The organism is Enterobacter sp. TMH.L2 (assembly GCF_050847315.1).
Classification (GTDB): Bacteria; Pseudomonadota; Gammaproteobacteria; order Enterobacterales; family Enterobacteriaceae; genus Cedecea.
Window position 1 is genome coordinate 1,486,152 of sequence record NZ_CP193791.1, and the last position, 14,070, is coordinate 1,500,221.

At 56.7% G+C, this 14,070-nt stretch carries 14 protein-coding genes; 12 read left to right on the forward strand and 2 right to left on the reverse strand.

Going from position 1 to position 14,070, the window contains the following annotated elements:
* The first annotated feature begins 373 nt into the window (after positions 1-373).
* The 5 genes from fruB to nadS all read left to right on the forward strand — a co-directional run bounded on the left by fruB (position 374) and on the right by nadS (position 5,055).
* Positions 374-1,504 carry a fused PTS fructose transporter subunit IIA/HPr protein gene (gene fruB, locus ACREYP_RS07125; RefSeq protein ID WP_008459922.1) on the forward strand — a complete coding sequence of 377 codons (1,131 nt, stop codon included), beginning with the start codon at positions 374-376 and terminating at the stop codon, positions 1,502-1,504.
* Complete coding sequence (fruK, locus tag ACREYP_RS07130) at positions 1,504-2,442, forward strand: 1-phosphofructokinase (RefSeq protein WP_008459923.1); 939 nt, start codon at positions 1,504-1,506, stop codon at positions 2,440-2,442. The genes fruB and fruK overlap by 1 nt, the downstream gene beginning before the upstream one ends.
* Before the next feature lie 16 nt (positions 2,443-2,458).
* Positions 2,459-4,147, forward strand: a complete 1,689-nt coding sequence (fruA, locus tag ACREYP_RS07135; protein WP_336984955.1) for a PTS fructose transporter subunit IIBC — start codon at positions 2,459-2,461, stop codon at positions 4,145-4,147.
* A gap of 289 nt (positions 4,148-4,436) precedes the next feature.
* Positions 4,437-4,784 (forward strand): type II toxin-antitoxin system RelE/ParE family toxin, encoded by a 348-nt coding sequence (locus ACREYP_RS07140; protein WP_336819218.1) that lies wholly within the window; start codon positions 4,437-4,439, stop codon positions 4,782-4,784.
* Positions 4,771-5,055 (forward strand): NadS family protein, encoded by a 285-nt coding sequence (gene nadS, locus ACREYP_RS07145; protein WP_008459926.1) that lies wholly within the window; start codon positions 4,771-4,773, stop codon positions 5,053-5,055. Before ACREYP_RS07140 ends, nadS begins: the two co-directional genes overlap by 14 nt.
* A 42-nt stretch (positions 5,056-5,097) precedes the next feature.
* Here the strand turns inward: nadS and nfo are convergent, their stop codons facing one another.
* Together nfo and ACREYP_RS07155 are read right to left on the reverse strand one after the other, a co-directional pair.
* Positions 5,098-5,955 (reverse strand): deoxyribonuclease IV, encoded by an 858-nt coding sequence (gene nfo, locus ACREYP_RS07150; RefSeq protein ID WP_008459928.1) that lies wholly within the window; start codon positions 5,953-5,955, stop codon positions 5,098-5,100.
* 86 nt (positions 5,956-6,041) lie between these two features.
* Positions 6,042-7,091, reverse strand: a complete 1,050-nt coding sequence (locus ACREYP_RS07155) for a YeiH family protein (RefSeq protein ID WP_008459930.1) — start codon at positions 7,089-7,091, stop codon at positions 6,042-6,044.
* A 124-nt stretch (positions 7,092-7,215) separates the two neighbouring features.
* Between ACREYP_RS07155 and yieE the strand changes: the two genes are divergently transcribed.
* From yieE to ACREYP_RS07190, 7 genes are all read left to right on the forward strand, one after another.
* A complete protein-coding gene (gene yieE, locus ACREYP_RS07160) occupies positions 7,216-8,082 on the forward strand; it encodes a DNA-binding transcriptional regulator YeiE (RefSeq protein WP_008459931.1) in 867 nt (288 codons plus the stop codon).
* A 184-nt stretch (positions 8,083-8,266) separates the two neighbouring features.
* Complete coding sequence (locus ACREYP_RS07165) at positions 8,267-9,052, forward strand: transporter substrate-binding domain-containing protein (RefSeq protein WP_166864868.1); 786 nt, start codon at positions 8,267-8,269, stop codon at positions 9,050-9,052.
* Between the two features lie 10 nt (positions 9,053-9,062).
* Complete coding sequence (locus ACREYP_RS07170; RefSeq protein ID WP_336819217.1) at positions 9,063-9,731, forward strand: amino acid ABC transporter permease; 669 nt, start codon at positions 9,063-9,065, stop codon at positions 9,729-9,731.
* A complete protein-coding gene (locus tag ACREYP_RS07175; protein ID WP_336819216.1) occupies positions 9,728-10,384 on the forward strand; it encodes an amino acid ABC transporter permease in 657 nt (218 codons plus the stop codon). Before ACREYP_RS07170 ends, ACREYP_RS07175 begins: the two co-directional genes overlap by 4 nt.
* Positions 10,365-11,102 carry an amino acid ABC transporter ATP-binding protein gene (locus tag ACREYP_RS07180; protein WP_039295413.1) on the forward strand — a complete coding sequence of 246 codons (738 nt, stop codon included), beginning with the start codon at positions 10,365-10,367 and terminating at the stop codon, positions 11,100-11,102. Before ACREYP_RS07175 ends, ACREYP_RS07180 begins: the two co-directional genes overlap by 20 nt.
* A 189-nt stretch (positions 11,103-11,291) precedes the next feature.
* Positions 11,292-12,761 (forward strand): amino acid permease, encoded by a 1,470-nt coding sequence (locus tag ACREYP_RS07185; RefSeq protein ID WP_008459942.1) that lies wholly within the window; start codon positions 11,292-11,294, stop codon positions 12,759-12,761.
* A 180-nt stretch (positions 12,762-12,941) separates the two neighbouring features.
* Positions 12,942-14,057, forward strand: a complete 1,116-nt coding sequence (locus ACREYP_RS07190) for an ABC transporter substrate-binding protein (RefSeq protein ID WP_034809653.1) — start codon at positions 12,942-12,944, stop codon at positions 14,055-14,057.
* The last annotated feature ends 13 nt before the right edge of the window (positions 14,058-14,070 follow it).

The window sequence follows — 14,070 nt, forward strand, 5'->3', positions numbered from 1 at the left end:
AGGAAAAAGAATGCGCGGAGTGTACCCTCGTTACCCCTAAATAGACAGATTTACCCTTAAGTCCTGCGCGGGAACTCGCACAAATTATCCAGCAAGCGAAGGCCGCTTTGGCGATACGTTGCCAAAGCTGAAATTTGCTGATGCCGGGTTGTAAACTGTTGCCAGTGTGCTGAACACCCGGCCTGCTAAACTGAAAATGTGCTGAAGCTCTAAATTTCGCAAACAGAAATGCGAGAAATGTTGCGTGTCATGCAGCATTAGCGCAACACTCCTTGAAACGTTTCAGCGTCATCTTTTTGCATCCCGCAGCTCGAGATGGCGTATTTTTTCTCAAGCTAGCTGAATCGTTTCAATTCAGCGAGAGAGGCGATCTATGTTCCAGTTATCTGTGCAGGATATTCACCCGGGCAAAGCTGCCGGGAGCAAAGAAGACGCTATCCGCCAGGTTGCCGCCGCCCTTGTGCAGGCAGGCAACGTCGGTGAAGGCTACGTCAACGGTATGCTGGCGCGTGAGCAGCAAACCACCACTTATTTAGGCAACGGGATTGCTATCCCGCACGGCACCACCGACACGCGCGATCTGGTGCTGAAAACCGGCGTTCAGGTTTTTCAGTTCCCGCAGGGCGTGGAGTGGGGCGAAGGGCAGACCGCTTACGTGGCGATCGGTATTGCGGCCAGTTCCGACGAACACCTCGGCCTGCTGCGCCAGTTGACGCATGTGCTGAGTGACGACGAAGTGGCTGCACAGCTGAAATCCGCCACCAGCGCGGAAGAACTGCGGGCGCTGCTGATGGGCGAGAAGCAAAGCAGCGCGCTGCTGCTGGACAACAGCCTGCTGGCGCTGAACGTCGAGGCCAGCGATTTGATGACGCTGCAGGCGCTGAACGCGGGCCGCCTGAAGCAGGCGGGTGCGGTTGATGCCGCTTTCGTCAGCAACGTGATTGCCGGTAATCCACTGTATCTCGGTCAGGGTATCTGGCTGAACGACAGCGCGGCAGGCAACCTGGCCAGCGCCGTTGCTGTCAGCCGTCCGGCGGCCAGTTTTGAAGCGGATGGAAACCCGGTTTCTCTCCTGATGACCGTCGCTGTGGCCGACGACCAGCCCTTGCAGGTGCTGAACCGCCTGAGCGACATGCTGATTGGCAACCGTGCCGACAAGCTTTTAACCGCAGATGCGCCGGCGTTGCTGACGCTGCTGACCAGCGATGATGCCCCGGCAGAAGAAGCGCTCAGCGCCGAATTTACCGTGCGTAATGAACACGGCCTGCACGCCCGGCCGGGTACGGCGCTGGTCAACACCATAAAACAATTCAATAGCGAAATTACCGTGACAAACCTTGATGGAACCGGGAAACCGGCAAATGGACGTAGCCTGATGAAAGTTGTTGCTCTGGGTGTGAAAAAAGGCCACCGGCTGCGCTTTACCGCGCAGGGTGAAGATGCTGAACAGGCGCTGAAAGCGATTGGCGAAGCCATCTCTGAAGGACTGGGGGAGGGCGCGTAATGACCAGACGTGTAGCAACGATCACCCTGAACCCGGCCTATGACCTGGTGGGCTTTTGCCCGGAAATCGAGCGTGGAGAAGTAAACCTGGTGCGCACCACCGGTCTGCATGCGGCTGGCAAGGGCATCAACGTCGCTAAAGTACTGAAAGATCTCGGCATCGACGTGACCGTAGGCGGATTCCTCGGCAAAGACAACCAGGACGGCTTCCAGCAGCTGTTTAGCGAGTTGGGAATCGCCAACCGCTTCCAGGTCGTACAGGGCCGTACCCGCATCAACGTTAAGTTGACCGAAAAAGACGGGGAAGTCACCGACCTGAACTTTTCCGGGTTTGAAGTCACCGGCGCGGACTGGGAACGCTTTGTGGCGGACTCCCTGAGCTGGCTGGGCCAGTTCGACATGGTTTGCGTCAGCGGCAGCCTGCCTGCGGGCGTTTCCCCGGAAGCGTTCACGGACTGGATGACCCGTTTGCGCAGCCAGTGTCCGTGCATCATTTTCGACAGCAGCCGCGAAGCGCTGGTTGCCGGTTTGAAGGCGGCACCGTGGCTGGTCAAACCGAACCGTCGCGAGCTGGAAATTTGGGCCGGTCGCAAGCTGCCTGAATTGAAGGATGTGATTGAGGCGGCGCATGCGCTCCGTGAGCAGGGGATTGCGCATGTGGTGATTTCTCTAGGCGCGGAAGGCGCGCTGTGGGTTAACGCTTCAGGGGAATGGATTGCCAAACCACCCACCTGTGAAGTTGTTAGTACCGTTGGCGCAGGAGATTCCATGGTTGGCGGCCTGATTTATGGCCTGCTGATGCGCGAGTCCAGCGAACACACGCTGCGCCTTGCTACCGCCGTTGCGGCCCTGGCCGTCAGCCAGAGCAACGTAGGCATTACCGATCGTACACAGCTGGCCGCCATGATGGCTCGTGTCGACCTGAAACCTTTCCACTGACAGCAGGAGACAGGCAATGAAAACGCTGTTAATTATTGAACCGGGACTTGGGCAGGCGCGCGCGTATCTCGCGAAGACGCTGCTCGGTGCCGCAGCGCCAAAAGCGCACCTCGACATTATTGATAACCCGAACGATGCCGAACTGGCGATTGTCGTTGGCAACGCCATTCCCGCTGATACTTCACTGAACGGCAAAAAGGTGTTCCTGGGCGATATCGATCGCGCGGTGCAGCACCCGGAATTGTTCCTGAACGAAGCGAAAGGTAAGGCTCATACGTACGCCGCGCCGACAGCTGTTGCAACCGCCCCAGCAAAAGGGCCGAAGCGTATCGTCGCCGTAACGGCCTGCCCGACCGGCGTGGCGCACACGTTTATGGCGGCGGAAGCCATCGAAACCGAAGCGAAAAAACGCGGCTGGTGGGTGAAGGTTGAAACCCGTGGTTCCGTTGGCGCAGGGAACGCGATTACCCCTGAAGAAGTGGCCGAGGCGGATCTGGTGATTGTGGCGGCGGATATTGAAGTGGATCTGGCTAAATTTGCCGGGAAGCCGATGTACCGCACGTCTACAGGCCTGGCGCTGAAGAAAACGGCTCAGGAGCTGGATAAGGCGCTGGTCGAGGCCAAACCTTACGAAGCCGCAGGTAAAGCCAGCGCGGCTCAGGAATCCGGCAAAAAAGAAAGCGCCGGGGCGTATCGCCATCTGCTGACGGGGGTGTCTTACATGCTGCCGATGGTGGTTGCGGGCGGCCTGTGTATTGCGCTCTCCTTTGCCTTCGGTATCACTGCCTTTAAGGAACCTGGTACGCTTGCCGCGGCGCTGATGCAAATTGGTGGTGGCTCTGCGTTTGCGCTGATGGTCCCGGTTCTGGCGGGGTATATTGCCTTCTCGATTGCGGACCGTCCTGGCCTGACGCCGGGTCTTATCGGCGGCATGCTGGCCGTTAGCACCGGTTCGGGCTTTATCGGCGGCATCATCGCCGGTTTCCTGGCGGGTTATATCGCGAAGCTGATTAGCTCGAAGCTGAAGCTGCCACCAAGCATGGAAGCACTGAAGCCGATCCTGATCATTCCGCTGTTCTCAAGCCTGGTTGTTGGCCTGGCAATGATCTACCTGATTGGCACCCCGGTGGCTAAAATCCTGGCGGGCCTGACCCACTGGCTGCAAACCATGGGCACCGCGAACGCGGTTCTGCTGGGCGCGATTCTGGGTGGCATGATGTGTACCGATATGGGCGGCCCGGTGAACAAAGCGGCTTACGCTTTTGGCGTCGGCTTGCTCAGTACCCAGACCTACGCACCAATGGCGGCGATCATGGCCGCGGGCATGGTACCACCGCTGGCGCTGGGCCTGGCTACGCTGGTGGCTCGCCGTAAGTTTGATAAGGCGCAGCAGGAAGGGGGCAAAGCGGCTCTGGTGCTCGGGCTGTGCTTTATTACCGAAGGGGCGATTCCGTTTGCCGCCCGTGACCCGATGCGCGTGCTGCCTTGCTGCATCATCGGCGGGGCGCTGACGGGGGCGCTGTCCATGGCGGTTGGCGCGAAACTGATGGCCCCGCACGGCGGCCTGTTTGTCCTGCTGATCCCTGGCGCGATTACTCCGGTGCTGGGTTACCTGCTGGCGATTGTCGCCGGTACGCTGGTGGCGGGCCTGTCCTACGCCTTCCTCAAACGTCCTGAAACGGAGCTGGCGGCGAAGGTCGCTTAATCTTCCGCTCAGCTAAAAAACGCCTCGCTAATGCGGGGCGTTTTTCTTTCTATGATCAATGTTGCTCTCCGAACAATCCTTAAAGGCCGCTAAGTCAGTTCCTGAGGCATGTCTCGAGCCTGACTGAAAACCTGCCAGGTCGTTGCACCCCATTTATTCTCACTTTTCACACACCTGCTTTTTCAAGCTTGTTTCTGAGTGAATAAAAATAAATATTTTGGCCTGGCACACAATGAGAGTGTACTATGTACCCATTGGTGTACGTAGTACCCTTAAGGATGAGGGCGCAATGACGCACGCTATAACTTTTATTGAGACGACGTTATTTACCCGGCAGATTAAACAGTTTGCGACAGATGATGAACTTAGCGCGTTGCAAAAGGTTTTAATTGGCTCCCCGGAGAAAGGTGATCTGATTCAGGGCACCGGAGGGTTACGGAAAATCAGAACGGCAACCGGCGTTCGGGGTAAAAGCGGGGGCGCTCGGGTAATCTATTTTTTTGCAACGACAGAGATGATTTGGCTGATCATGGCGTGGCCGAAGCACGTAAAAGACAACCTGACGGCAGCAGAAAAAGCTGAACTCAGGAGGCTGACTAAATTACTAAAAGGTAGCGTAGAAAATGAGCTTCTTTAATGACCTTAAAACCTCGCTTGAAGAGGCGGTGGAAATTAAAAACGGGGGAAAATTACCCGCGAAGGTCGTGCGTTATGATGTGGCGGATGTTCGGGCGATAAGGGAACAGCTGAAGGTTTCGCAAAGTGAAATGGCTCAGGCCTTAGGCACCAGCGTTGACACGATCAAAAGTTGGGAGTCAAAACGTCGCAATCCCACCGGATTAGCGGCCAAGGTACTGGCTACCATTCAAAGCAATCCTGCATTTTATTATGAGCTGGCAGCGCACTGAGTGCAGCTACCAGCAATGACCCTGACGCATCCAGCGACAGCGTTATGCCGTCGCTTCCTCGTGCTGCTGTGCTTTAAGCCAGGCGATCTCTTCGGCCCAGATATCCGGGTTGGTAGTTTCCAGAATTAACGGAATACCATCAAAACGGGCGTCACGCATGATCCAGCTAAACGGCGTGTGGCCGATATTCCCGAGGCCGAGGCTGTTGTGGCGGTCAACGCGGCTGCCAAACTCGCTTTTGGCATCGTTGAGGTGCATCCCGCGCAGGTATTTGAACCCGACGATACGCTCGAACTCACTAAAGGTTTTGTCGCAGTCAGCTTCTGTGCGCAGATCGTACCCGGCGGCAAAGGCGTGGCAGGTATCGATGCAGACGCCAACGCGGGATTTATCTTCCACGCCGTCAATAATCGCCGCGAGATGCTCAAAGCGGAAACCAAGGTTACTGCCCTGGCCAGCGGTGTTTTCGATGACTGCGGTCACGCCTTCGGACTTCTCCAGCGCAATGTTAATCGACTCTGCAATGCGCTTCAGGCATTCCTCTTCCGGAATCTGCTTCAGGTGGCTGCCCGGATGGAAATTCAATAGCGTCAGCCCCAGCTGCTGGCAGCGCACCATTTCGTCGATAAACGCCTCGCGGGATTTTTCCAGCGCATCTTCAACCGGGTGGCCGAGGTTTATCAGGTAGCTGTCGTGGGGGAGGATTTGGCCTGGGCCATAATGGTATTTTTCGCAGGCGCTCTTAAAGTTGTCGATAACTTCGCTGGTCAGCGGCGCGGCGCGCCACTGGCGTTGATTCTTGGTGAACAGGGCAAAAGCGGTGGCTTCCAGTTCGTGGGCGCGAATGGCGGCGTTTTCCAGGCCACCCGAGGCGCTAACGTGCGCTCCAATAAACTTCATCTGTCTTCTCCTGTTTCTTGACGGGCAAAACCCGCTATCGGTAGTCCGTCATGATAGCGGGTCAGGAGGCTTTTTTCCGTATTGAATTATGCTAACAGGTGATGAATTGCCAGGTTAATGGCCGCGCCGCCGACAATCAGCCAGATGAACAGCACCAGCGCCATAAGCAGCGGGCGAACCCCGGCTTTTTTCAGGGCACTAACGTGGGTCGTCAGGCCCAGAGCCGCCATCGCCACTGCCAGCAGGAAGGTATCCAGCGTGACCAGCACATTCACCAGCGCCTGTGGCAGGAAGTGGAAGGAGTTGAAGATCGCCACCACGATAAAGAGTATTGCAAACCACGGGATGGTGATTTTACCGGTTTGCGCCGAGCCAGCCGGTGCCAGAGATTTAACGCGGGCGGCCAGGAAAATCAGGAACGGGGCGAGCATCATCACGCGGAGCATTTTGGCAATCACCGCCGCATTTTCCGTTTCCGGGCTAATGGCGTGCCCTGCGGCAACAACCTGGGCAACTTCATGCATCGTTGACCCGGTGTAAATCCCAAAGGCTTCCGGCGTAAACCAGTGGCTGACGAACGGGTAAATCATCGGGTAGATAAAGATAGCCAGCGTCCCGAAGATAACCACGGTGGCTACGGCCACGGTGACTTTACTGGCTTCGGCTTTCACCACCGGTTCGGTGGCAAGTACAGCCGCCGCGCCGCAAATACTGCTGCCCGCACCAATCAGCCAGCTGGTTTGTCTGTCCAGACCAAACACTTTCTGGCCGAGCCAGCAGGCGAGGGCGAAGGTGCTGCACAGCGTCAGGGCGTCAATCACCAGACCGCTGACGCCAACGTCGGCAATCTGCGAAAACGTCAGGCGGAAGCCATACAGAATAATGCCGAGGCGCAGAAGGTGCTGCTTGGCGAACAGCACGCCGCCGTCGCACTGCTGCCAGATTTTGGGATACACGGTGTTGCCGATTATCATGCCGCAAAGGATGGCGAGCGTCAGGGCGCTAAGGCCGACGCCGGCCACCGCGGGAATGTTGCCAAGCCATAACGCCAGGCCGGTAATGGCGGCGGAAAGCGCCAGCCCCGGTAAAAAATGCCACAGCGTGTGGCGGCGAGCTTGTACGGTGAGTACTGTCATAACCTTCTCCTCTGTCTTAGGGAAAAGGCTACGCCTGGCTGGCATAAAAATAAAATTGATTATATATTTATAATTAATCTTTATAAGTGGTAAGCGACGGCTGCCACCACAGGAAATCTCTCTCATGCATATCACGCTGCGGCAGCTGGAAGTCTTTGCTGAAGTGCTTAAAAGCGGTTCGACCACGCAAGCCTCTCAGATGCTGTCCCTCTCTCAATCGGCGGTCAGCGCCGCGCTTGCCGATCTTGAAGGTCAGCTAGGGGTTCAGCTCTTTGACCGAGTGGGGAAGCGCCTCGTGGTAAATGAACATGGCAGGCTGCTCTACCCGCGAGTGGTGGGGCTGCTGGAGCAGGCCGGTGAAATAGAACAGCTGTTTCGGGAAGATAACGGCGCGATCCGCGTGTATGCCAGCAGCACCATTGGCAACTATATTCTGCCGGAGATGATTGCCCGCTACCGGCGCGACTTCCCGAAGCTGCCGCTGGAGCTTAGCGTCGGCAACAGCCAGGACGTGATCAACGCGGTGGCGGATTTTCGCGTAGATATTGGCCTGATTGAAGGGCCTTGTCATATGGCGGAGCTGGTGACCGAGCCGTGGCTCGACGATGAGCTGGTGGTCTTTGCTTCGCCGGGCAACCCGCTGGTGCACCAGGCGGTAACGCTGGAAAGCCTGGCAAAGCAGCCGTGGATCCTGCGTGAGCGCGGTTCAGGCACCCGCGAAATCGTCGACTATTTACTGCTTTCGCATCTGCCAGAGTTTCAGTTGGGTATGGAGCTGGGCAATTCCGAGGCGATCAAACATGCGGTGCGCCACGGGCTGGGCATCAGCTGCCTGTCTCGCCGGGTGATTGCCGAGCAGCTGGAGAGCGGCTCATTGGTTGAAGTGGCTATTCCCCTCCCTCGTCTGGTGCGGACGCTGTACCGGATCCACCATCGCCAGAAGCATATCTCTAACGCGCTGCTGCGTTTTCTGCGCTACTGCGAAGCATAATGCACCAAAATCTTGCAGCTGCACCTGATTGGGGTGTGGCTGCGAGGCAACCTCACGCCCGTTAACTTCTTTTTCACCGCAATGTAGCAGCGATCTTCGCGATTCATCGTCGTTGGCACATTAGTTGCAGAATTGAATTCAAAGAATCTTTTGTTTCAATCAGGCGACGAGGCTGCACATGACGATGAAAAAATGGTTGTTCTCTTTAGTTGGCGCAACGGTGCTGCTGGCTCAGGCCGGGGCGGTAATGGCCGATCAGCTGCAGGATATCGAAAAACGCGGCGTGCTGCGCGTAGCGGTTCCGCAGGATTTCCCGCCTTTTGGTTCAGTGAACGCTGACCTGAAACCTCAGGGTTACGACATTGATATGGCGGCTTACCTGGCAAAAGGTCTGAAGGTCAAGCTACAGCTGGTGCCGGTCACCAGCGCGAACCGCGTGCCATATCTGCAGACGGACAAAGTTGACCTGGTCATTTCCAGCCTCGGCAAGAACGCTGAACGTGAAAAAGTCATCGATTTTAGCCGCGCTTACGCCCCGTTCTTCCTTGGCGTGTTCGGGCCGAAAGATGGCGCAGTGACAGATGCTAAAGCGCTTAGTGGGAAAACCATTGGCGTGACCCGTGGCGCAGTAGAGGACATGGTATTAACCGACCTCGCGCCGAAAGACGCCGACGTGAAGCGCTACGAAGACAATAACACTACCATCTCCGCCTATCTTTCAGGCCAGGTGCAGTACATCGCCACCGGTAACCTCGTTGTGGCGGCGATTGCCCGCCAGAGCCCAGCCAAAGCGCCGGTCAGCAAATTTATGCTCAAGGATTCCCCTTGCTACATCGGGCTGAAAAAGAATGAACCTGCGCTGAAAGCGAAGGTGGACGAGCTGATTGGTGAGGCGCTGAAGGACAATACCCTGAACACCTTGTCGCAGAAATGGATGCAGGCGCCGCTGCCTGCCAACCTCGGCGCTTGAGGTGCCGGGGATGACCACGCAACTTGATTTTGCCGGTCTGCTGCCTTACTGGCCGGAGTTATTGTCCGGCCTGTGGGTGACGCTGGGGCTCACTTTTATGGCGACGGTCGGTGGCGTGGCTATCGGCATTACCGGGGCGGCCATTCGCAGCGGAAAGCCGGGGCTGTTAAGCCTGGCGTGGGGCGGCTACGTGGAACTGATTCGCAACACGCCGTTCGTTGTGCAGCTGTTCTTTATTGTGTTTGGGCTCCCTGCGCTGGGGTTAAAGCTCAACGCCGGGGAAGCGGCGCTTATCGCGATGCTGATTAACCTCGGGGCTTACAGCACCGAGATTATTCGCGCGGGCATTCAGGTGACGCCGAAAGGGCAGTGGGAGGCGGCTCGCGTGCTGGGGTTAAGCCGTAGCCAGACCTTTTTACGCGTGGTGCTGCCGCCGTCGCTAAAGCGTATTTATCCGTCGCTGGTCAGCCAGTGCATCATCGTGATGCTGGGCTCTTCCGTGGTGTCCCAGGTGTCCTGTGAAGATCTGACCTTTGCGGCCAGCCTCATTCAGTCGCGTACCTTCCTCAGCTTCGAGGTCTATCTGGTGACGACCTTAATGTACCTGGTGCTGTCGTTAATGATGCGTCAACTGCTGCTGGCGGCAGGGCGGAAATGGTTGGGGAGTGATGTCGGATGATGACGTTTACCGACTGGGATATCGTGCGCAACCTGCTGCTGGCGGCCCGCTGGACGGTGCTGCTGTCGCTGATTGCTTTTTTCTGCGGCACTCTGGTGACGCTGCCTTTATTGCTGCTGCGCATGAGCCGCTGGAAATGGCCCAAACGCTTCATCAGCGCCTACGTCGCGCTGTTTCAGGGCACGCCGCTGCTGATGCAGTTGTTCCTCGCTTTCTTCGGCATTGCGCTGTTTGGCATTGATGTCAGCCCCTGGACGGCGGCCACGCTTGCCCTGACGCTGTTTACCAGCGCGTTTTTGCTGGATATCTGGTACGGCAGCATTCGTGCTTTGCCTAAAGGCCAGTGGGAAGCCTGCCGCTGCCTCGGTTTGAGCTTCGGGCAGACGCTGTGCCGGGTCATTGCCCCGCAGGCGATGCGTATCGCCGTGGCACCCACGGTTGGGTTTTCGGTGCAGGTCATTAAGGGCACGGCCCTGACCTCGATCATCGGTTTTGTCGAGCTAACTAAAGCCGGCACCATGCTGAACAACGTCACGTTTGAGCCGTTTAAAGTCTTTGCCCTGGTGGCGCTCGGCTATTTCTTACTTTGCTATCCGCTGTCGCGCTACAGCCGCTACCTGGAGAAAAAATTTAATGCCGCTCATCACCATTAATGATGTACAGAAATATTATGGCGACAATCACGTGCTGAAGGGCGTTAGCCTGGATATCGACATGGGCGAAGTGGTGTCGATCATCGGCCGCAGCGGCTCCGGCAAAAGTACGCTGCTGCGCTGTATGAACGGGCTGGAAGGCTACCAGGACGGCAGCATCAAGCTGGGCGGCATGACCATTACCGACCGCGAGTCGCAGGCGCGTGAAATCAGCCGTTCCGTGGGTATGGTGTTTCAGAACTTTAACCTATTCCCGCACATGACCGCGCTGGAAAACGTGATGCTGGCGCCGCGCAGGGTGCTGAATAAAAGCGCCGCCGAATGCCGCGAGTTGGGGCTGGAGATGCTCAATAAAGTCGGCCTGGGCGAGCGGGTGGATTACTACCCGGCTAACCTGTCCGGCGGCCAGCAGCAGCGCGTGGCCATTGCCCGCGCGCTGGCAATGAACCCAAAAGTCTTGCTGTGCGATGAAATCACCTCGGCGCTTGATCCGGAACTGGTGGGCGAAGTGCTGAAAGTACTGGAGCAGCTGGCGGCAGAAGGCATGACGCTGATTCTGGTCACTCACGAAATGAACTTTGCCCGGGAAGTCGGCGACCGCGTGGTGTTTATGCACCAGGGCAAAGTGTGGGAGCAGGGGGAAAGCAAGTCGTTCTTCGCCAATCCCCGGACTCAGGAACTGCAGCAGTTTATTTCGTCCGTGCGCGGGCTGGGTTAATCTTTGACCGCCGGGCAACTGAGCGCGCCGGCGGTTTTTTAATTCCCCTCAACTTATCGGCCTGATAAGTGCCTCGCTAATAATCGCCGGGCGATCATGAAGCTCTCTTATAACCCGGGATTTCTGCTATCTGAACAAAGACGTTTTGTTACAATCTTGCCTCATTTTTTGGATAGGCAACAATTTCCTATGGTTTCACAAGATAAAACGACAGAAGCGCCTGGCTTACGCCGCGAATTAAAGGCGCGCCACCTGACGATGATCGCCATCGGCGGATCCATCGGCACGGGGCTTTTCGTTGCCTCTGGGGCAACAATTTCTCAGGCAGGACCGGGCGGGGCGCTGCTCTCTTATATGCTGATTGGCCTGATGGTGTACTTCCTGATGACCAGCCTCGGCGAGCTGGCGGCGTTTATGCCGGTGTCCGGTTCTTTCGCGACCTACGGCCAGAAATATGTCGAAGACGGCTTCGGCTTCGCGCTCGGCTGGAACTATTGGTACAACTGGGCGGTGACCATCGCCGTTGACCTCGTGGCTGCACAGTTGGTGATGAATTACTGGTTCCCGGACACTCCAGGCTGGATCTGGAGCGCGCTGTTCCTGGGCATTATGTTCCTGCTGAACTGGATCTCCGTGAAGGGCTTTGGCGAAGCGGAATACTGGTTCTCGCTGATAAAAGTGACCACCGTCATCATCTTCATCATTGTGGGTGTGATGATGATCGTGGGTATTTTCAAAGGGGCGCAGCCGGTAGGCTGGAGCAACTGGACAACCGGCGACGCGCCGTTTGCCGGGGGCTTTGCCGCAATGATCGGCGTGGCGATGATCGTCGGCTTCTCTTTCCAGGGCACCGAGCTTATCGGGATTGCCGCCGGTGAATCCGCTGACCCGGAGAAAAACATTCCTCGCGCCGTGCGCCAGGTGTTCTGGCGTATCCTGCTGTTCTACGTGTTCGCGATTCTGATTGTCAGCCTGATCATTCCTTATACCGATCCAAGCCTGCTGCGTAATGACGTGAAAGACATCAGCGTCAGTCCGTTCACTCTGGTGTTCCAGCACGCGGGCCTGCTGTCTGCGGCGGCGGTGATGAACGCCGTTATCCTGACGGCGGTGCTGTCTGCGGGTAACTCAGGGATGTACGCTTCCACGCGCATGCTTTACACCCTGGCCTGCGACGGCAAAGCGCCGCGTATTTTCTCGAAGCTGTCCAAAGGTGGCGTGCCGCGTAACGCGCTGTATGCGACCACCGTTATTGCCGCGCTGTGCTTCCTGACTTCTATGTTTGGCAACCAGACCGTTTACCTCTGGCTGCTGAATACCTCGGGGATGACCGGCTTTATCGCCTGGCTCGGGATTGCCATCAGCCACTATCGCTTCCGTCGCGGCTACGTGCTGCAGGGCAACGACATTAACGACCTGCCGTACCGCTCGGGCTTCTTCCCGATTGGGCCGATCTTCGCGTTCGTGCTGTGCCTGATCATCACGCTGGGCCAGAACTACGAAGCGTTCCTGTCGGATACCATTGACTGGGGCGGCGTGGCGGCGACCTATATTGGCATCCCGCTGTTCCTGGCTATCTGGTTTGGCTACAAGATAACGAAGGGCAGCCGCTTTGTGCGCTACAGCGAAATGGAATTCCCGAAATTTCGTGAGAAATAAGCCTTAGCAACAATAAGTTACTCTTTAGAGGGCGTGATCATCACGCCCTTTTTTATTTCGCTCTCGCCAGCAATAATTCCTCCAGGTTATAGTAGAGAACAATTAAATTGATAACCATTATCATTTGCTTTATCGTTAACGCCATTCTTTAAGGAACGAAGGAGTGTTAGCGTGAAGCGTATGATTAAATTCAAGAATATTTGTCTGGCCCTGGCATTAACCGCCGCTGGTTTGCCTGCCGCACTGGCCGCGACGGTGACCGATATCGTCGGGCGTGAAGTAACCATCCCGCAGAAGGTTGACCGCATTTTGCTGGGGGAAGGGCGGCTGTTTTATGCTCTGGCGCTGCTGGAAGGGCAAAAACCGATTGACCGTATCGTCGGCTGGCAGGGCGATTTCCGTAAGTTAGATACGCAGACTTACGCGGAATATAAAGCGAAATTCCCGAAAATTGATGACATTCCGCTGATTGGCAGTACCACCGCCGACAGCGTCAGCCCGGAAAAAGTGCTGACTTTACACCCAGACGTGGCGATTTTTGGCCTGTCTGGTCACGGCCCTGGCCGCCACAGCGAGCTGGTCTCTCAGCTTGAAAAAGCGGGCGTCCCGGTGGTCTTCGTTGATTTTCGTACCTCGCCGCTGAAAAATACCTTGCCGAGCATGCGCGTGCTGGGCAAAGTGTTGCATCGCGAGAAACAGGCCGATGATTACATCGCCTTTTATGAAGCAAACCTGAAAAAAATTACCGACGTCACCGGCAAGATGGCGGAAAAAGACAAGCCATCCGTGTTCATAGAACTGCGTGCGGCGGCCATGGAAGAGTGCTGTGGTTCGGCGGGCAAGGGTAACATGGGCGACTTCATCGACCTGGCGGGCGGCACGAACATTGCCAAAAATCTGCTGCCGGGCGCGCTGGGCACCGTAAACCTGGAAAAAGTGCTTGCCGCTGATCCGCAGGTTTATATCGCCAGCGGCGGTAAAGCGCCTGGCTCAACCTCTCCGGGCGTAGTGCTTGGCGCTCAGGCTACTCAAGCCGAAGCGCAGGCCAGCCTCAAGAGCGTGCTGGAGCGTAAAGGCATTGACCAGTTAACCGCGGTCAAAGAAGGGCGCGCCTATGGCGTATGGCACAATTTCTACAATTCGCCGTACAACATCCTCGCGATTCAGGCGATGGCAACCTGGTTCCATCCACAGCAGTTTGCTGAGGTGAACCCGGAACAGACAATGCAGCAACTTTATAAACAGTTCCTGGCGGTCGAGCCAACGGGAACGTACTGGACCGATCTTAAGAAGTAACGAAGGTAAGACT